Origin of the sequence: Paenibacillus sp. FSL K6-2393, from assembly GCF_038002545.1 — a bacterium.
GTDB lineage: Bacteria > Bacillota > Bacilli > Paenibacillales > Paenibacillaceae > Paenibacillus.
This window is the reverse complement of record NZ_JBBOCU010000002.1, coordinates 545,677-565,820: the sequence shown is the minus strand read 5'-3', so window position 1 is coordinate 565,820 and position 20,144 is coordinate 545,677. Positions and strand designations below refer to the sequence as shown.

Below are 20,144 nucleotides of genomic sequence, written 5' to 3'. Positions count from 1 at the left end.
GTAAGAAAGACTCTATACAGATGTCTGATCTGCCGTTACTGTAGCATTAGGGAGCGTTTAGCATCTATAGAACAAATTCCGTTTTATATCAAAATCGTATGTTCCGGAGCTTATATGCCAAGAAAAATGGAGTTAGATACTACATTTATCAATTAAAATACCTACTTTTGTAAACGCTTTATTAACTGAAAGTAAATTATTCAGTGGGAGTTTGTTAAATTTCGATCAACATGATTTCTAGTCCTCGGCCTGCTATATAATGATGAAGTTGTTTAGAAACGAGAAATGAAGGGGGAAAAAAGAATGCGTAAGCCATTTCAGTCTGTGAGATCCAAGATGGTTCTTTCCTACCTCGCTGTTGTTCTTGTCATTGCGCTTCTTTTCGGCTCCATTTTATATTTCTTCTTCTCCCATCAATACAGCAAAGAAATCCGAATCAATAATCAATTGTCGCTGAAAAGCACTGTTAATTATATTGAGAGCTCCGTTATCCAGAAGGTGAATCAGGTCTATCTGTCCCTGGCACTCGGTAACGCTGCAAGTATCGACTTAGATAGCTTAAAAGGAAACCATAGCAAAATCCTGGACATCGAACAGTCCCTCAAAAATATGGTGCAAAATTATTCCGATCTCATTGAAGCTATTCATGTGTACGATACGAAGAACCACTTCATCGTCTCATCTGTATATGGGCTATTGCTCTATGAGGACACGCCTTCGAGTGTGGATCATACGTCGGATTGGATTGCTGCAATGAAAGAGACTCCAGAAAGCTCCTTATGGATGAAGACTCGTATGGTGCCTCAGGATGTTTATATCGAATCACGGGAACAGGGCAAGATGAGCCCTCTAATTTCCTATGTCCACAGTTACCCGTTTCAATCTTCTGGACAGGACAGCAAGGCCATGATTGCGATTGATATCAAAGAATCAGCGATCAGTCAGATCATTAAAAATATGCTCCCTGCTGACTATGCGAATACATTAATCATCGATCAGGATGGAACCGTCATTTCTGCAGCGGACAAAACGTTACTAGGCACCTCCACGGAGGAGAATCTAACGCAGTCGCTCCTTTCCTATCATTCTTCAGATGAGAGCTTCACACCTGTATTTAACTATGACTCTCATGTCGTTACCCAAGATCAATTTAAAGGAAATACATGGAGAATTTACACAACCACACCTAATGAAAGCTTCTATTATAAATTGGATAGCTTGAAGGAGATTTCGGTTCTTCTCGGTTTATTGGCTGTTGCGGTTGGAATAGCGATGTCGTCCATCTTTACCAGGGCCAACTATAGTCCTCTTAAGCGAATCCTGAATAACATCAAGAGCCGGATGGATAGCCCAACCAGCTTAAAACAGGACGAATATCGGTTCATCGATACAACGTTTAACAGTCTGTCCAATAAAGTTGATAGTCTTGAAGAAACCTTACAGGCCAATCACAGAATGATTAAGCATAGTATTATGCTCAATATGTTAAATAATCGATTTACACCCGAGGAACTTACGGAACAGCTCCAGTCTGTTCACATTTCAATGGCCTACTCTCGCTTCCGTTGCATCGTCATTGACCCCGTTAATGAGAAGTGGAAGGATCTGCAGCCACGACAGTTGCAGCATACGTTGTATACGATGATCCAGCAACTGGAGATCGCGGAAATGGATGGAACTCAACTGCTGGCAGAGGAATTGCAGGATCACAAAATAGCCGTAATCATCTGTACCAACCAACCCGAAGAACCTCTCTCTGATCACATTGTAGACTTTATTCACACTGAGGCGAGCAGCAGATTTGGTCTTGAATTTGTACTATCGTTAGGCGGATGGGTAGAACACTTCACGAAGATTCACACAAGCTATCATCAGGCGAATACCCTGATTCGATACAGCTACTTCTTCCCCGAGCAGTCTGCCATTCAGGATCTTAATCTTCTGAACAGGGAAGCCAGCAGTCTGGAGATTCCGGAGTCATACCTCGTAAACTTTGAAAAGAAATTGCAGACTCGGGATGTGCAAGGTACAGTTCAGGCCATTCAGGAATTGGTCGCGGCACTAAAGGAAGGCTCCTATTCAGCCGAATACAGTCGGATCATCTTATTAAAAACGGTATCTATTTACGCTGAGTGTATTAATCAGGTGCGTTGGCAACCCCCCGAGGCGAGTTCATTAAGTATGTACAAGCAATTTTCATTGTTCTACAATATCAACCGCTATTCAGAGTGGATGATTCATCTCGTGACCAAATTTGTGATGCATATGGAGAAGCGCAGCGAGGTACGAAGTGTGGATACCATCTCGGCTGTCAAAGCCTACATTCACGAGCACTTATCGGGCGATCTAACACTGGATCATGTCTCAGAGCAAGTATTCATCAGCCCTAAATATCTCAGTAAACTGTTCAAGGAAGAAACCGGGATTGTTTATTCCGAATATGTTACGAATCAGAGAATGGAACGCGCACGGGAACTCATGACACAGCGTGAGATTACGGTTGAGCAGGTCGCAAGTACGGTCGGTTACCGTACCCCTGCCTATTTCATTAAGAAGTTCAAAGAAATTCACGGCTGTACGCCAAAAAACTTCATGCGCAGTCTAATGGAACAGGGATCTATATAGGTTGAATTAAAGAATATTTACACGGACACTCCGATGACAGAACAACCTTCCGATCGCTGTTATTCCCAGATTTCTTTGATCCCTTTTCTAAAAGGGGAAATCCGGGAATAGCGTATGCTTTCGAAGTAGTTTTCCTACAGAAAACTTGTAGCTTCGCTTCTTCAGGTTCTTTCTGTCCTCACCGTTATTGTGTAATTGTTAAATTGAACCTATTTAGAATTTAGAATTAGGAAAGGAGCTGCTATGAACATCAACCTTTCAAGACAGCTATGTCTATTGATTGCTACATCTATTCTTATAGGATTGATGAGCGGTTGTACCTTTCTAAACAGGGAAGGATCACAAGTGCAACAGCAGGACCATCTAGCAAGCGCTGAGAAGGAGACAGCACCGCAGTATACGATATCCTGGACCATGCATCAAAATATCCCTGTTCCTGAAGACGCGGAGATGATTGCATATATTGAGGATCGGTTTGATGTCGATCTGGAGGTGTGGAATCTTGAGAACAAGCGGTACGAGGAACTGCTGGACCTGGAGCTTGCTCAAGGGAAAATACCTGATCTGTTCCGGATCAGACAACCGCATGATCTGCTTAAGTATCAAATGCAAGGGGTCTTAGCGGAAATCTCCCCGGAAGTCCTTGAACAATATGCGCCAAATATCGTACAGCGGATTCGCGATTATGATTCACGTTACTTAGAGTATGGAAAAATAAACGGCTCCTTATATGGAATACCGGCCATTAATCAGACCAACATCTATCGAACTCCAGTCGTATACCGAGAGGATTGGCTTAAGCAGCTTGATCTGGACGTCCCGAAGACATTAGATGAATTTGAAACGGTTATGTATGCTTTTGCCAAAGATGATCCGGACGGAAATGGTAAACAGGATACGTATGGCCTATCCAGAGAGGGCTTAAATGTAGTGTTTGGCGCTTTTGGACAGTCCGTTTTCACCGAGCAACTGTATTTTAATGAAAAAAACAACCAACTCGTGGTCGGTGCTTTGGAGCCGGAGATGAAAAAAGCCCTAACTTATATGCAAAAATGGTATCGGGACGGGATTATCGACCCAGAGTTCATAACGGGTGAAAACAAAGGCGGTTATAAACATCTATCCCATGCTTTTATTAATGGAAAAATTGGGATGACCTCGATGGGCAACTATTATCATTGGAATCAAGAGGGAGATTACAGTGTCCTCAATGAAAATGGCGAGGAAACCCCGGTGGAACCCTCGTTCAATGTCAATGAACTGCTACAGAAGAATCCAGCTGCAGAGGTTGTATTTGGTTCTCCTGTTATTGGTCCTGATGGACATAGCGGTTCAAAAGGGAACAATCTGCTGATGAATTTTATTGCTATAGGTGCTGAGGCTGCGAAGGAGCCGGGGAAACTGGAGAAAATTTTGGAGATACTCGATTATGTAAGTGCCAACCCCGATCCGGAGGAGCAGATCAAAATGGAGTATGGCCTTCCAGGAAAACACTGGAATTGGAGCGCTGAAGATCCAAACTCGTTCCATTTACTTTACCCATACAACAGAATGGAGAATTATATTAATATGATCGGCTCAAGTATCGGCATGACGGTTCCAGGTACACCCTCGGATAAACGTGAACAGTGGGCTGCATCTGCAGGGTTGACGGAGAATGGTATCTATAATCGCCTGGAGGTTGCAACCCCTGCCCTGATTCAATATTCATCTGAATTGATTCGCATGAGAGACAGAGCGTACATCTCCATCATCACCGGCGATCAGCCTGTGGGGTATTTCGATACCTTTGTGGAAGAATTCATGGATGCAGGTGGGCAACAGGTGCTGCTTGAAGCGAATCATTGGTATAACGAGCATAAGGAGCCGAGTCACGCGCAATAGGTGGGACGATATGGAACATACATTTCCCATGAGTAGTTTCTGGAAAATATACGTGTGTGTTCCTATGCACCGATCCCCGCTTCCCTCACGCTAGTCACTCTCTATCCCTTCGCACTTGCATTTGATCCGCGTAGTGAACGGGCTGAACTGCTTCGTGCCGTGCTTCCGGATTTGGAGGCGCTGCCTGAGGGCGTATTTTCAAAACGCTTGCGTTCGGTCCGCTCCATCTGCACAATCTGACCTTCGTGCACCACGATATGCAAAGAACCAAACTCCATGTCATTCAGCTGTCCGGCAATTCGGTCCAACCATACCTCATCCACTTTTAACGGCTTAGCCATAGAGCCGCCTCCTCTTCTCGGGCTATTGCCCGCCATATTCCTAAGTACGCTGTCATCCAACGGATTTATAAATCATTCTTATCCAACCTATATACTTGGTTTATACATTAGCAGGGCTTCCAGTAGCTGTCAATCTGTATTTTCTTCTTCTCATCATCACTTTTCTGAAACGGCTTTGTGTCCAAGCCAGCTCTTGAGCAGCAACGTGGCAAGAGCCAGAATCAGGAGCAGCGAAGCTACGGCAAACGAAGCTGAGAATTGATATTCGTTATACAAAATCTCCACATGCAGCGGCAGTGTATTGGTCTCTCCGCGGATATGTCCGGAGACTACAGATACCGCTCCGAACTCGCCCATAGCACGGGCATTACACAGAATAATACCGTACAACAGCCCCCATTTGATGTTGGGCAAGGTTACACTCCAGAAGATTCGCCACCCGGAAGCACCCAGCGTAACCGCCGCTTCCTCTTCCCGGGTTCCCTGGTCCTCCATGAGTGGAATCAACTCCCTGGCTACAAAGGGGAAGGTAATAAACAGCGTTGCAATGACAATGCCTGGCAGCGCAAAAATGATTTTGATATCATGCTCCGACAACCACGGCCCAAACCACCCATTCGAACCAAAGACCAATACAAAAATCAACCCGCCAACCACAGGCGAGATGGAAAAGGGAAGATCAATCAGCGTGATCATGAGTCCCTTGCCCTTGAACTGGAATTTGGTAATGACCCATGCAGCGGCCACACCAAATATCGTATTCAGCGGCACTGTAATCGCCGCAACCAATAACGTGAGTTTCAGTGCAGACATGGCATCCGGCTCCGTAAGAGCCGCGATGTATACACCCCAGCCCTGCTTCAACGCCTCCATGAGCACAATGGCCAGTGGCAAAATAAGCAGCCATATGAGTATCAGGCTCGCCAATCCAATCAATAACCATTTGACCCATGGTGCTTCCGTTGTTGCACGGTTCGTTCCACGCCCGGTCTTTACGGGTGGAACAGGGCTTAGTGGGACAGAACTTGCCATATGCTGCACCTCCTTTGGTTTGGGTGAGTGACGTCTTCTAATATCCTTATTGCATCATGTTTCATTCTCATGCCCTGCCCGCCTTCCGGCTCCAACGTTGCAAGGAATTAATAATCAATAGCAGGATGAAAGAAACAAGAAGCAACAGCAAAGCTACAGCTGTAGCGCCTGCATAATCGAACTGTTCCAGCTTAGCCATGATCAGCAAGGGGGCAATCTCCGTTTTCATCGGCATATTACCTGAGATAAATACAACGGAGCCATATTCACCAATGCCCCGGGCAAAGGCCAGAGCAAAACCGGTCAGCAGTGGCGGAATCAGATCCGGCAGCAGAATGGTACGGAATATCCGCCATCTTCCTGCTCCCAGTGTGGCAGCCGCCTCTTCCACCTCTGCCTCCAGCTCCTCCAACACCGGTTGCACCGTACGAACCACGAACGGAATGCCGATAAACATCAGCGCCAGCGTAATCCCGGCCTGTGAATAGGCTAGCTTAATGCCCAAAGGCTCTACAAACTGCCCAATCCAGCCATTGCCGGCATAGATCGCCGTAAGGGCAACCCCTGCTACCGCTGTTGGCAAGGCAAAGGGCAGATCAATGACCGCATCAAACAGTCTTTTGCCAGGAAACTCATACCGAACAAGCACCCATGCCAGGAGTAACCCCAGCACGAGATCAATCAGGGCCGCTGCACCTGCGGTCAGAAAGCTGACCTGGAAGGAAGCCAGCACCCTGGGATTGGTTGCAACCTCAATCATGGTTGCCCACGTCAGCCCTGTTGAGTTAAACAACAGAGCAGCCAGTGGAATAAGTACAACCAGGCTCAGGTAGAACACACTGTAACCCATCGTTAATCCGAATCCCGGCAATGTGCGTCTCCGCGCCACCATCACCTTGCTCATGCACGTTCATCCTCTCTGCCTTCAGCCGGTAAGGCTGGTTGGCCGCTTACAGCGCGATTGATCGGTTGTTCTATGAACAGAGCAATCTTAGCTGCCTGGAACATAGATCTGGTCGAAGATACCACCGTCATTAAAATGTTTGGCCTGAGTATCTCGCCATGTGCCGAATACATCTTTCAACGTGAACAGTTCAAGCGCCGGGAACTGATCCTTGAATTTTTCCTTTACGCTGTCCAGCGTTGGGCGGTAATAATTTTCAGCAGCAATCGTCTGTCCTTCTTCACTGTACAAATATTTCAGATAGGCATCCGCCACGTCGCGGCTTCCTTTTTTGTCTGCATTTTTGTCCACAATGGCAACCGGTGGTTCAGCCAAGATACTAACCGATGGCACGACAATATCGAATTTGTCCGGACCCAGCTCTTTTACCGATAGGAACGCTTCATTCTCCCAGGCAAGCAGCACATCCCCGATGCCACGTTCCACAAACGTCGTTGTAGATCCGCGAGCACCCGAATCCAGTACAGGCGCATGTTTGAATAATTCACCAACAAAAGCCTTTGCTTTCTCTTCATCATTGTTATTATGCTTAAGGGCATATCCCCATGCCGCCAGATAGTTCCAGCGCGCCCCGCCGGACGTTTTGGGATTCGGGGTGATGACTTGGGTATCCCCTTTGATCAGATCATCCCAGTCCTTGATGCCTTTGGGATTGCCTTTACGTACAAGGAATACAATCGTAGAGGTATACGGAGAGCTGTTATGCTCGTATTTGTCCTGCCAACCTTCGTTAATCAGACCTTTATCTTCAATCGCATCAATATCGTATCCCAATGCCAGCGTGACCACGTCCGCATCCAATCCGTCAATAACAGAACGACTCTGCTTGCCCGAGCCCCCATGGGATTGCTTGATCGTCACTTCCTGGCCCTTCTCTTTCAACCAATGCGCCGCAAACGCTTTGTTATATTGCTCATAGAGTTCCCGCGTTGGATCATAGGAAACATTCAGCAGTTCGATGGCCTTAGCCCCTTCCTTGCCGCCTTCCGCTCCGCCCGATGTTCCTGCCGCACTGGACCCGCCGCTATCCGATCCGCATGCTGCCAGTACCCCTGTTAACACCAGTGCCAGACCAACCAGAATACCCTTGTGAATTCTCTTTTTCATAGATAACACTCCCCCGATATAGATCTGCATGACTACCTCAGGCCGGCTGAACAGGATCGAACGCCCCGTTAAAAAACAAGAAGACGGAGGAACCCCCGCGCACTTCTCCCCATAAAGTCATGCCGGCCCTAGGCCGTGTATGCTTTCATCCGGAAAGGATGCGCTGCGGTGTTCCTCCGTCTATACGGTGAGAACGTTATTCTGTTCAGGTTGCAATTGTTGCATCTGTCTGTCAAATGACCGCTTTCACAATGAAAACAGATTCATTTTTATTATTCCTACCTGTTTAGTAAGTTATATACGTATAATAAAGGCAGTCTATATACCTGTCAAACGTTTTTTCCGATTTTTACCGGATTTCTGGACTATTGGCAAAAAAAGAGGAACAACGAACCATCGTCCGTTGTTCCCTTCAGCGAATCCCATGCTTCGCTGGCTATTGTAAACATGAACGGAATTGGACAGCCACACCTTGTCCATTCCTCATCTGCCCGCATACCGGATATTGGGTACGGGTGGTGTGTTCATGCCTTCCCCTAGATAAAAACCGGTGTGTGGCGGTTGATTGTAGGCTACATTTTGCCAAGTGACGCCAAGACGGTACACCGGATCATGCATCAGCGTATAGATGCGTTTGTCCGTAACTGCTGTTGTGGTATAGATCCGCAGCGCTGAGCTGTCATTGGTCCGCCACACCACTTCCTCTCTCCAGTCCCCGAACAGGTCGGCCTGCAGATTCGGCGTAGACTTGGTCCCGTTGTTGGAAGAAACGCCGGATGCAGTGAGCAGATTCACCGTTGTGTTATTGGCATAGTTCCACTTATCGATTCGGTTACTGTCCAGCAGTTCACGAAGCAAATCACCATCCCACCAGATTCCAAAATTCGTGGAGGAAGGCAGGGTTGTCCCGAGTTTCTGCCCTTTGGCCGTATACAGACTGCCGTCTGCCCATACTTCGGCACCTTTATATCTTGGATCGATATCTGCCGCCATGCCGCGTCCAATATCCTTTGTTGTTTTGACTCCCCAGATTAATTGACCTGTGCCTGCATCCCGGAACTCCACTCCGGCATTGGACGGTGTCTCATGAACCTGAAATACCTCAAGTCCAGGGCGGTCCGGGTCGAGGTCACTCAGATGCATCGCATCGCCATGATGAAGTCCTGTCGTGTACAAGCCTTTACCGTTGTCATCCACCGCCATGGCACCATAGACAATCTCGTCTTTCCCATCTCCGTCTACGTCCGCCACACTCAGATTGTGATTACCCTGCCCAGCATAACCTGAGTTACCGGACGTATTGGAATCAAATGTCCATTGTTTGGTCAGCTGTCCATTCCGCCAGTTATAAGCTACCAGTACGGTACGGGTGTAGTATCCACGCGCCATGACCAGGCTTGGACGCTCTCCATCCAGATACGCAATGGCGGCAAGGAATCGGTCCACCCGATTGCCGTAGTTGTCTCCCCAGTCAGACACATTGCCACGCGCCGGTTCGTAGTTCACTGTAGATAACGCTTTGCCAGTCTGCCCATTGAAGACCGTCAGGAATTCGGGGCCAGATAATACATAACCGCTGGAATTGCGGTAATCCTTGCTGGCATCACCGATGACCACGCCAGTGCCATCCTTGGTGCCATCGGCTGTTTTCATCGCAACCTCGGCTTTACCGTCACCGTCGAGATCATACACCATGAACTGGGTGTAGTGAGCGCCGGCACGGATATTTTTGCCCAGACTAATTCGCCAGAGGCGTGTTCCATTTAATTTGTAGGCATCGATAAACACTTCCCCGGTATAACCACTCTGGGAGTTATCCTTGGAGTTGGAAGGGTCCCACTTCACGATCAATTCATACTCACCATCACCATCCAGGTCACCTGCACTGGCATCGTTGGCACTGTAAGTGTAGGCTACTCCATCAGGCGTTGTCCCACCTGCGGGTACACTAAGCGGTACGGACAGATAATTGTTGCCCCATACGCTCGCTGCTGCTGAAGCAGCCTGCTCCGTTCCACTCACTACAGCGCGAACCGTGTATTTGGAACTGCTTGTCCCGCTTGCATCCTGAAGGTTGGTGCTGTTTGTTATGGGCGTAGCGTTCACCTTGGTTCCATCCCGATAGACATTAAACGATACATTCGATCCTTCCGTTCCCAGAAGCCGCCAGCTGACAAACACACCTGTCCCGGTCTTCACAGCCACCACACCACGATCCAGATATTCCATCTGTCTTGCACCTGCTGCATGTGTTACCGGCGTGTTGCCCAATCCAAGCGAAGTAACCAGTAGCGCGGAACTCAGCAGAGATACTCCCGCTGTACGTAATGTGCGCTTCCACAATGATGATCGATTCCCCATAAACAATTGCCTCCCCAATTGTATTGGTAAGCCCGATGCCTTTGTAGCGCCATCTTTTTATGTAAGCGCTTTAATACATTTATTTTAAATTAAACATATAATTCCATCTATAGGTCTAATTTAGTAATTAAAGGTTCGCACATAAAAAAGCCGAAGGATTTCTCCTTCGACTTCGTACTTTTTTGAATAAATTCATAAATTTACACTCCGCCTGCTCCGTGGCCCATTAAGGCATGAATGATTGGACAGATTGTAACTGTAACACTAAAAATGGTTAGCAAGAAAGACGTTTTTTTTCGCATTGAGCCGTTGCACCTCACTTGATAAGGATTTGAACTTCTGTTTTGCTTCTGGATCAGCTTGATCTCTGTACTGCTCAAATAATGTCATACATGTAATAATATTTCGATCACTATTTATTTTAACTGACATTTGCAATCCTTCAAGAATAAGATTCATTGCATCATTACGATTTCTCTTAAGTTGGTACATCCCTAGATCACTTAAAAACCGCGCATAACTTTCATTAATAATACGTTTATTATAATCTCCAAACTCAGTCTTGTAGGTACGTAAAGGCGTATGTTCGGAGAAGCGATCCAAAATGTCATCAATGTTCCAGTCAAACCGATTGGCTGCCTGTATCATGTAACGTAAAGCTAAAAAAATCTCATCAGGATACTTCGAGATGTAGTCCGCGTATTCGTGAACAATCTCCCTTTCTCCAGATAACATTCGGTAGAGATAGGTATTAGCTGTTGCCCATTCCCCAAATTGTTGCTGTATGCGCTCTGATTCTTCATCCTGTTCCTGTAACCAGCCCTGTCCGTATGCATACAACGATACAAACTCCAAAGCTTTTTTATAATCTCCATACTCCTCATAAACTGTGGATCGAATCAACCAAGCATATAAAATATAAGTATAGAGTGGGCGTTCGGTGTGATTCTCATGGTGGTGTTCCCTTCGTTTAGAAAGGTGTTTAGACTCATAGAAAATCTTCGCTAATTTGTACATCTCTTGCGCTAAACCATCTACTTTATCCCATTTATGAACTGCCATAAACACATGAATTAAATGTTTCAGCGCGTCCAGTTGGTATCCCTCATCCAACCGGTCAACATAAGGCTCGAACAAGATAGCTGTCCTTAGATTTTCTTCCAGGTTCTCTCCTTGTCCAATTAAAAACAACCGATACTGACACATCGCGAGCCGTTCAGAATGCTGATATTTCTCAACTTCACTCACACTCTTATATAACAATGCCGCGGCAGACCGCTGATTTTGTTCAAATAATTGTTCAGCCATCTCAAATAATTCTGTCGCATAATCCAGGTCGTCCAGTAGCCGATAAAGAATCTGCTCAATGCAATCCAGCCGATTCAATTCCGCACTTCGGAGAATAAACGGTCTGATTCGCCGCATGGAGACAGAATAAGCAAAACATTCTTCCACATAGTCGGAAAAAAAATGATCCGCTGCCACGCCCATTCCTGATGAGATCGCAATCAACTGACTCACGGATATGGGACGATTCCCATGTAAAATACGACTAATTGTGCCTGTATTAATGCCAGAGACTTCCGAGAATCGGGAGAGCGTCATGCTGTTCTTTTCGATAAACTGGGTTAATTGCTCCCGAATTGAATTTGCAGGTTCCAAGGAAAGCACCACCCTTCGTGCAACATCCAGATTTTAGGTTTAATCACTATATATTCTGATCATAATGAACGTTCGAACGATGGTCAATAAAAAAATGTGATAATTGCCACTATTTTCAAGTTAATCGCATAAAAAGCCTAAAAAAGCTGTAAAACCATGTGTTTCTCCATGATTTCACAGCTTATTTGACCACTTTCTAGATGTAGTATTTCACGTTCTCTTCACCGTATTACAACTTTTATACCACAGGCGCAATACATACCGGACGAGGCAGTTCCAGCTTGAACCCGTTATGCGTCAGGCGTCCGTCTTCTTCACTGATCTGGAAACCTACGAGGTTATTACTGTCCTGATTTGCCACGACCAGAATCCCACCAGGCAAAATATTAAAGTTACGCGGTGTCTGCCCAATCGTGGACGTCCACTCTACAGCTTCCAACTCGCCGCTCTCCTGGTCAATATGATAAAGGACGATGCTGTCATCTCCCCGATTGGATGCATACAGGAAACGTCCACATGGAGATATACGGATGTCTGCAGCCGTCCCCTCTCCTTTGTGCCCTTCTGGAAGTGTGGAGATGTGCTGCACCGTAGTGAACTCTCCTCTGCGCTCATCATATAGGAATGCCGTAACGGTGTTGTTCAACTCGTTGATTACATATGCCCACTTCGAGTTGGGATGGAACACAAGATGCCTTGGCCCTGCGCCTGGTGGCTGATCCATCTCACGATGGGTTACCAGACGTCCCTCTTCCAACCGATACACAATGATCTGATCCAGACCGAGGTCACATACGACAGCATACTGCCCGGACGGATCGGGTTGAATGGAGTGTGCATGCGGCCCTTCCTGCCGTTCTTCGTTGATTCCACTTCCCGTGTGCTCCACCCATGCACTCATCTCACCAAGCGTCCCCTGATCGCCAACCGGGAATACATTGACACTGCCGCTGCTATAGTTGGATGAGAACACCCACTGACCATCCGTGGAGACAGACACATAACATGGAGAAGCCCCTCTGGTCTGTTTTCGATCCATCAGGTGCAGCTCACTCGTTGCTGCATCTCTACGATAGACCAACACCTCTCCCTCGTCCGTCTCACTCGCCACATACAGACAGTTTCCATCCGGGCATAACGCCAGATAAGACGGATTATCCACGCCATCCATGTGATTGACGATCCGCATCTCTCCTGAATCCGTATTCAACGCACATAGGAATATTCCTGGTTCATCCGCTGACGCATACGTACCTGTATAGAAAAGTGTTTCCTGAGTTGTGACTGGTTCCATATCTAATCTCTCCCTTATCCTATATATTCATTGGTCTGATTCTTCCCACTGGTATGTACTTACCCAATTCACGGGCAACTGCTTCACTTCCTGTAACGTGGCTTTCTATATTGAGAACAACCCCCGGTGAGCGCTCTCATATCTGGCATTGACTCCCCTATCCCCTCTCACCATAATACAAAGTATGAGACCTAACAACAGACCACCCCTACAGCGTAAATCTGACGGATTTCGTATGCAAAAACTCATTGTGCTTCCGGACTCACTGCTGCAAGAAACCGCAGCTTATCCGGTCACGTCCGGATTATACGTTACCGATATCGGTTACTTTCACGAAGCGGAGCATCATTACCGTGACCGTCCCGATGGTTGTGAATCACACATTCTGATGTACTGTGCCCAAGGTACAGGCTGGTATACGATGGATGGTAGCAAGACATATGATGTCCGCCCGGGAAACCTCGTCATATTGCCTGCACATGTTCCTCATGTGTACGGAGCCAACGCAGCTGAACCGTGGAGCATCTTCTGGATTCATCTGCGCGGGGAACACGCTTTATCCTACATAGAACCCTTGTTAGCCCATCATATTACTACCATGCCACCGGCCAAGGCTCAAAAATGGCTTGAGCTTTTTCATGAATGTTACGGCGCGCTAGAGACAGGTTACTCCATGCAGACGATGACGTATGCCTCCCAGATTATCGGTTATATGCTTGGTATGCTCGCTTATGGACCGGAGACGACAGGAACAGATGGTGGGATCGTGAGCAGCAAACGTGCGGCTGAACAATCCGTTCAATATATGCTGGAGCACCTGGAGAATGGAATCACCCTCAAGGAACTGGCGTCTCACGCGCGACTGTCTGTCCCTCATTACTCTCAGTTATTCAAGCAAGCTACGGGGCATTCGCCCATCGATTATTTCCTACGGCTTAAGATTCAGCATTCCTGCCGCTATCTGGATTTTACCGATTGGACCGTGAAGCAGATCAGTTCCGAGCTTGGATTCAAAGACCCGTACTACTTCTCCCGTCTGTTCAGCAAAATGATGGGACGTTCACCCACAGATTATCGAAATAAATCCAAAGGTTAGAGGCAGTGCCTTCACTTAGCCCTTTCTAAATGATTATGAATTCAGTTGGAAAATTGCAGCAACCTTTTGAACAGAAGGGTCGTCTATAGGGGCAAATAACTTTTATATAAAGGGATCTTCCCTGGAAAAGTGAGGCGAACCTATCATGAAAAAAAATATACTAGCTACATTAACTGCGGGAGCTCTGCTCACGCTGTCTCTAAGTGCAGGCCCGATCAACGCTGCGCAGGCCCAATTCACGGATATTCAAGGTATCGCAGGAGCTGACAAAATCGAATCTCTCCATAAAGATGGATTCATCAAAGGCGTGAGTGACAGCTTGTTCAAACCTGAACTGGAGTTAAATACCGCTCAGGGCATTCAACTGATTGCGGACGGCCTGAATCTGAATCTGGACACGATTCGTTTTATCAAAATGCCGGTACCAAGTGACTACTTCTCTGCTGTAAAAGATGGCGTATGGTACAGTGATGCATTTATCCGCGCGCAATATAATGGCATTCAGATGTCACAGGGTATCGATCCATCCAAACCGCTTACTCGTGAACAATTCACACTGTTCCTGATGCAAGGCATCGAGGCCAAAGGCGGTCTGCCGATGATTAATATCAAACCTGTGGACATTACCGACGAACAGGAACTTACGCCAGAGTATCAAGGTGCCATTCAGCGTTCACTCGTTCTCAAAATCAATGAACTGGATGCCGACGGAAACTTCAATCCCAAACAAACGATTACTCGCGCTGAAGCAGCAGTGATGATGTTTAACGCAATCGAGTACATGGAATCGTTCCATGCACCACAAATCCCGGAAACACCTGAGAAGTAATCATTTCATGGTAGGAGCTAAGAACTCACTTGAGTGGTGAATCCGCTCGATTGGAGTCACCGTTAGTGGACTTTTCCATACAACCTCAATATGCCAAACAGCCGCACCTTCCCTCAACAGGAAAGTGCGGCTGTTTGTATTATACTTATATCACTGATGCAAAATCATCAGATTTAACTTTCTAACTTAGAAAGAACCTTTAACAACAACCTCAGACAACGGTAAACGTCCTGACGGGCGAGCTGGCTGTGCAGCTTTACCTACAGTAATCAACAACGTAGGCACAAATCGTGCAGGAATGTTGAATGTTTCGATCAGTTTTTGTGGATTATATCCACCGATTGGACATGTATCGTAACCCAGGGAGCGTGCAGCAAGCATAATATTTTGGGAAGCAAAAGATGCATTGCGGATCGCTTCATCGCGAGCGATCTGCGGGCTTTGGTAAGCACCGTTGATCTGTCCAACCAATGCGTCACGAACCTCAGCAGTCAGTGCGCCTGCTTCAACAGCTTGATCGTAGATTACGGTGTTACGGTTTGCTTCCAAATCTCCAAGAACAGCAATCGTAACCGAACTTTCCACGATCTGACTTTGACCGTAAGCAACTGGCAGCAATTTCGCTTTGTCTGCTTCGGATTCAATCACGAGGAATCTCCAGTGTTGCAGGTTCCATGAAGATGGTGCTTCCGCAGCTGCTGTCAGAATCGCATTGAGATCAGCTTCAGGCAATTCAAATCCTTTTTCGTACTTTTTGACAGCATGGCGTTCGCTAATAACGCGAAGTGTTTCATTTTTTTCAATGCCTGACATGTGTTCCACTCCCCAGAATCTAATTTGTTTATACTTCTTTTACTTTCGCAAGGTGATCTTGAAGTATACTCTACCAAGGATTTGCCTTCCGAAAATAACATCAGCGCAGACGATCTCTCCCCATCTGTGTTCACGTTATGCCCGGAATCGCCTGAGAACATCAATGGATCTTTCACCGGAGCACACGCCAATGCCATAACTTGTCCAACCATGCCTGACTAAACCAAGGCCATGTCATGAAGGACCATTCGTTGTGGACTCCGTCAGGACTTCTCCTTTGCAGGCAATCCATTTAGCGACAAGGTTATCGCTTCCCCATGACCTATGCGCTCTTTCACATCTTGAATGGATATACGGTCAAAATAAGCGCTGAGCGCCTCTTCGCCTCCGTTATATATGTTCCCCATCACATCCTGCATATTGGAAGATACCACGCACGATGAACCGGACTCCCCTGAGCACCAGTTGGGACCGAGTGAACCACCAGCTACCAGTCTGTACAATTCTCCCAGCTTGATCTCTTCACTTGGACGGCTAAGCAAGTACCCACCATGAGCACCTTCCTTGGTCGTCAGGTAACCATGCTTGCGCAGAACACTAAGTACCTTACGGACTCTGGCCGGGTGTGTACCCACACTCTGGGACAAATCTTCACTATTGGCCATACACTCATCTCTCATCGACAGAAAAACAAGACAATGCACCGCTATGGTAAATTCGCTGTTCATAACTTACTCCTTCCCGGCTTACAACACCGATGAACTCCAACTCAAGGTAAGTATAACTGTCATTATATGAATAACAGTTATGTTTGTCAACTTTCACCCAGCATGGAGATCAAACGTAATTTTTCCTGTTATACCAATACTTACAGCTCATCAACACAATTAAGCTAGGATTAACATCCCGTCTTCCATTTAATCCAAAAAGAACAAAAAAGTGAGCCTTTCGCTACGCGAAGGGCTCCAATAAGATAGACATATGAAAGGGCTTACGTGATTATTATAATCGGTAATCTTCAATTTGAAAACGCTTTTTTTGTAAAGTGCATCATTATTTTAAATTTTTTTTATTTGAATAAAATGAACGACATGTATTGCTAAAACTAATGACATTAGTTATTATACTAATACCATTAGTTTTAAGGAGGGTTCAACGATGCGCATTACCCGAGAATATGATGTCGTTCAAGTTACGTTTTTTCCAAGACTCTTCCCTGTGAACGTATACCTGGTCGAAGAGGAAGATGGATTAACCCTGATTGATGCCGGAATACCGTTCAGTTTTAAGGGGATTTTGGCAACTGCCCAGTCCCTTGGAAAGCCCATTACCAAGATCATTCTGACTCACGCGCATAGCGACCATATTGGTGCATTGGATCGTCTCAAAGAGGCACTGCCCCAAGCCGAGGTTTTCATCTCCAGACGGGATGCCCGGCTATTGGCGGGTGATACTTCCCTTCTTCCCGGTGAGCCACAAACTCCGGTACGCGGCGGGGTGCCTAAGCCCAAAGCGGTGCGCACCCAGCCAAACCACTTGCTGGATGACGGTGATCATATTGGGTCACTGGTCGCCATTGCCTCACCAGGCCATACGCCGGGGCATATGGCCTTCATGAATACGCGCAGCCGCGTGCTCATCGCTGGCGACGCGTACCAGCTGCAAGGCGGCCTTGCCGTATCCGGCCGCGTGCGCCCGCTCTTCCCGTTCCCCGCGCTGGCGACGTGGAACCGCGAAGCGGCTCTGGCCAGCGCGAAGCGTCTGGCGGAGCTGGAACCGTCCGTGCTGGCTGTAGGCCACGGACGGATGCTGCGCCAGCCCGCTGCCGCCATGCGCGCGGCAACCGCTGATGCACAGCAGCGGTTTGATCTTGCCGGAGGGCAACTATGAGCCCCCGGCAAGGGCTGGATCGCGGCGCTCTGCTCAGCGCCGCGATCCAGCTTGCTGACAGCGACGGCTTTCAGGCGCTGACACTCGCCGCGTTGGCACAGCGGCTGGATGTGCGCTCGCCGTCGCTCTACAACCACATCAGCGGACTTCCCGGGCTTCGCCAGGAAATGGCGCTGATGTCCGTACAACAGCTCAGCCGCGCATTAACCGAGGCTATCGCTGACCGCACAGGCGACGATGCCATCCAGGCCATCGCTGCGGCATACATTGGCTTCGTCCGCGAGCACCCCGGGCTCTACGAAGCCTCATTTCATGCCCCGGACCGCGAGGAGCCACAGCTCGCCGCGGCCAGCACAGCCACGCTGGAGTTGCTGCTGCACAGCTTGCAGCCCTACCCGCTCACCGAAGCGGAAGCATTGCACGCCGTTCGTGGTTTGCGAAGCCTCTGCCATGGATTTGCCTCCATTGAGGCACAGGGCGGCTTCGGCATGAACTTTGATCCGGACGAAAGTCTGCGTCTGACCGTATCCGCATTTCTGCACGGACTCCGGCATCTTCACCAGGACTAGTAAGGCACGTATTGCATCATGAAAAAGGACTGCAGATCCTCTGCAGTCCTTTTTACGTTGCTGTTCCACCTTCTTGCCAAAATCTAACGAACCCAGGACACGCTATAACGCCAATTAGAGCGGATAGAAAAATCTAACGAACTCCACACATCCTATTTCGCAGAAAACTGGCAGTAGGACAGACAAAATGAGCATATTCCGTCATTTAACGTGTCTGTGATTCGTTAGATCTACCAACGTAGCAAATTAGGCCGATTAAGACGTGCTAAGTTCGTTAGAGTCTGCTACATATGTTACTTCAGTTCATGATGCCATAGCGGCATCGCATTACACATTGCAATTCAATTTCCGCCTGATACATATCGTGCTCCGCTCAAAACTCCTGCCCCTCACATGTACGCGCTTCTCTAATATGTACATCTCCCGGTCCTCACTCCAGAAGAACGGCCTTTCACTACCTGCTCTCCATCCGAACGTTTTTCTTTACACCCACCCTATGGCCATTGCTGCCGTCCATCCTGCACTTCATTCAAAATATGCTTCATCACGGGCACGTACACCTTCCAGTAGAACATGTCAGGGATATCTTTCTGATCTGGCGTAAGCTTGGACCGGACGACCTCCCATCCCCGGATTCGGCGCCAGAAGGAATAATGCTTCATCTCACCAAATGACCCTGCCATGTAATACGACCGATTATAGTCATCGTAGCGGACAAGTGCAGCAAATTCCGCGGGTATTCCTGCATTCCCCAGTTTCTGCTCGCCTGCCTTCGTCAAATCCGTCTTATACCAGGCCAGTATGGAATTCTTCTGTTGCGGCACAATGATATCGAACCAGCCATTGTAATGTATATCCTGGGTTATACCGCTCCAATCGCTGCCTTCCGGTGTAAATGCAATCTGTATATTGCCTGTCTTCACATCCGGACCTTTCTCCAGTACCATGACCTGTCCATCCATATGTATCAGCAGCATACCCGCTCCGGAATATGACCATTTCTTCTTCTCCCGCTGCTCATAATTCGCCCGAACCCACCGGGGGACTTCTTCTATACTTTGCAGATTAGATACCGATTTCCCTTGCCATCCACTGCTGTTCACTCCCAAACTGGGATAAAGTTGCTCCCTGGTCATCTTCGAAGCCGTATTTGCCAAGGCACTGTATTCGGCGACAATCGTTACCCCTTTATACGCAGCCTCGCGGATCTTCTGCACATCATATATCGTTAATCCTTCATAGATTCCGCCTTGTTTCCCTGCACTCTTCTGTGCAGACAGACTACTGCGATTCGCCGTCAAATAGATCAGATCCGTGTCTGTCACCTCATCAGGCAGCATTTGTTTCATTCGTGGAAGCCCGTCCTGAAGATCATAGCCGTAATAATCCTCTTCATACGAGTAGTATTCCCCTGTGTGCTGTACAATCTTCTGTTGATTCAAAAGCCAGACCAATCCCTTGTGCCCCTGATAGGACAAGTCCGGTCTGCTCTTGTCAATAATCATAATGTTCAGTGGAACAGGGGCCTGAGATTGCCACATAATCCAGGGGACAACCAGCACCACCGATACCACTGTAAAACAAGCCAGCGTCCACATCGTGGCTGGCCTGTAACTTTTTTTCATAAAGCGTATTCCTCCTTGCTCTGTTCCAAGGTATTGTCAGGATCGGTCGTTA

16 protein-coding genes are annotated in these 20,144 nt (G+C 47.5%); 6 read left to right on the top strand and 10 right to left on the bottom strand.

The window, feature by feature from the left end:
- Positions 1-303 precede the first annotated feature (303 nt).
- Both MHI14_RS29740 and MHI14_RS29735 read left to right on the top strand, forming a co-directional pair.
- Positions 304-2,625 (top strand): helix-turn-helix domain-containing protein, encoded by a 2,322-nt coding sequence (locus MHI14_RS29740; RefSeq protein ID WP_341131925.1) that lies wholly within the window; start codon positions 304-306, stop codon positions 2,623-2,625.
- Between the two features lie 243 nt (positions 2,626-2,868).
- Positions 2,869-4,509 carry an extracellular solute-binding protein gene (locus tag MHI14_RS29735; protein ID WP_341131924.1) on the top strand — a complete coding sequence of 547 codons (1,641 nt, stop codon included), beginning with the start codon at positions 2,869-2,871 and terminating at the stop codon, positions 4,507-4,509.
- Between the two features lie 101 nt (positions 4,510-4,610).
- Here MHI14_RS29735 and MHI14_RS29730 read toward each other — a convergent pair whose 3' ends face one another.
- From MHI14_RS29730 to MHI14_RS29700, 7 genes are all read right to left on the bottom strand, one after another.
- Positions 4,611-4,850 (bottom strand): YezD family protein, encoded by a 240-nt coding sequence (locus tag MHI14_RS29730; protein WP_036607453.1) that lies wholly within the window; start codon positions 4,848-4,850, stop codon positions 4,611-4,613.
- A 156-nt stretch (positions 4,851-5,006) separates the two neighbouring features.
- Positions 5,007-5,882 carry a sulfate ABC transporter permease subunit CysW gene (gene cysW / locus MHI14_RS29725; protein WP_341131923.1) on the bottom strand — a complete coding sequence of 292 codons (876 nt, stop codon included), beginning with the start codon at positions 5,880-5,882 and terminating at the stop codon, positions 5,007-5,009.
- A gap of 67 nt (positions 5,883-5,949) precedes the next feature.
- Positions 5,950-6,786, bottom strand: coding sequence for a sulfate ABC transporter permease subunit CysT (gene cysT, locus MHI14_RS29720; RefSeq protein ID WP_017690928.1), 837 nt, complete (start codon positions 6,784-6,786; stop codon positions 5,950-5,952).
- Positions 6,787-6,873: 87 nt separating this feature from the next.
- On the bottom strand, positions 6,874-7,953 hold the full coding sequence (locus tag MHI14_RS29715; RefSeq protein ID WP_341131922.1) for a sulfate ABC transporter substrate-binding protein: 1,080 nt from the start codon (positions 7,951-7,953) through the stop codon (positions 6,874-6,876).
- Between the two features lie 483 nt (positions 7,954-8,436).
- Entirely contained in the window at positions 8,437-10,314 is a 1,878-nt protein-coding gene (locus MHI14_RS29710; RefSeq protein ID WP_341131921.1) for a rhamnogalacturonan lyase, read from the bottom strand.
- Between the two features lie 264 nt (positions 10,315-10,578).
- On the bottom strand, positions 10,579-11,976 hold the full coding sequence (locus tag MHI14_RS29705; RefSeq protein WP_341131920.1) for a helix-turn-helix domain-containing protein: 1,398 nt from the start codon (positions 11,974-11,976) through the stop codon (positions 10,579-10,581).
- Positions 11,977-12,214: 238 nt separating this feature from the next.
- Positions 12,215-13,270, bottom strand: coding sequence for a lactonase family protein (locus MHI14_RS29700; protein ID WP_339786715.1), 1,056 nt, complete (start codon positions 13,268-13,270; stop codon positions 12,215-12,217).
- 235 nt (positions 13,271-13,505) lie between these two features.
- Here MHI14_RS29700 and MHI14_RS29695 point away from each other — a divergent pair, with 235 nt between their 5' ends.
- Positions 13,506-14,366, top strand: a complete 861-nt coding sequence (locus tag MHI14_RS29695; protein ID WP_341131919.1) for an AraC family transcriptional regulator — start codon at positions 13,506-13,508, stop codon at positions 14,364-14,366.
- Between the two features lie 145 nt (positions 14,367-14,511).
- Entirely contained in the window at positions 14,512-15,195 is a 684-nt protein-coding gene (locus MHI14_RS29690; protein ID WP_341131918.1) for an S-layer homology domain-containing protein, read from the top strand.
- Positions 15,196-15,381: 186 nt separating this feature from the next.
- Here the strand turns inward: MHI14_RS29690 and MHI14_RS29685 are convergent, their stop codons facing one another.
- Both MHI14_RS29685 and MHI14_RS29680 read right to left on the bottom strand, forming a co-directional pair.
- Positions 15,382-16,008: a nitroreductase family protein gene (locus MHI14_RS29685; RefSeq protein ID WP_076215923.1), complete on the bottom strand. Its 627-nt coding sequence runs from the start codon at positions 16,006-16,008 to the stop codon at positions 15,382-15,384.
- Between the two features lie 263 nt (positions 16,009-16,271).
- Entirely contained in the window at positions 16,272-16,736 is a 465-nt protein-coding gene (locus tag MHI14_RS29680; protein ID WP_091038227.1) for an RrF2 family transcriptional regulator, read from the bottom strand.
- A 430-nt stretch (positions 16,737-17,166) separates the two neighbouring features.
- On the opposite strand from MHI14_RS29680, the gene MHI14_RS29675 reads away from it, so the two are divergent.
- Entirely contained in the window at positions 17,167-17,898 is a 732-nt protein-coding gene (locus MHI14_RS29675) for an MBL fold metallo-hydrolase (protein WP_341131917.1), read from the top strand.
- Positions 17,895-18,467 (top strand): TetR/AcrR family transcriptional regulator, encoded by a 573-nt coding sequence (locus tag MHI14_RS29670; RefSeq protein ID WP_341131916.1) that lies wholly within the window; start codon positions 17,895-17,897, stop codon positions 18,465-18,467. The genes MHI14_RS29675 and MHI14_RS29670 overlap by 4 nt, the downstream gene beginning before the upstream one ends.
- A gap of 494 nt (positions 18,468-18,961) precedes the next feature.
- On the opposite strand, the gene MHI14_RS29665 is transcribed toward MHI14_RS29670, so the two are convergent.
- A complete protein-coding gene (locus MHI14_RS29665) occupies positions 18,962-20,092 on the bottom strand; it encodes a hypothetical protein (protein ID WP_091038222.1) in 1,131 nt (376 codons plus the stop codon).
- Between the last annotated feature and the right edge of the window lie 52 nt (positions 20,093-20,144).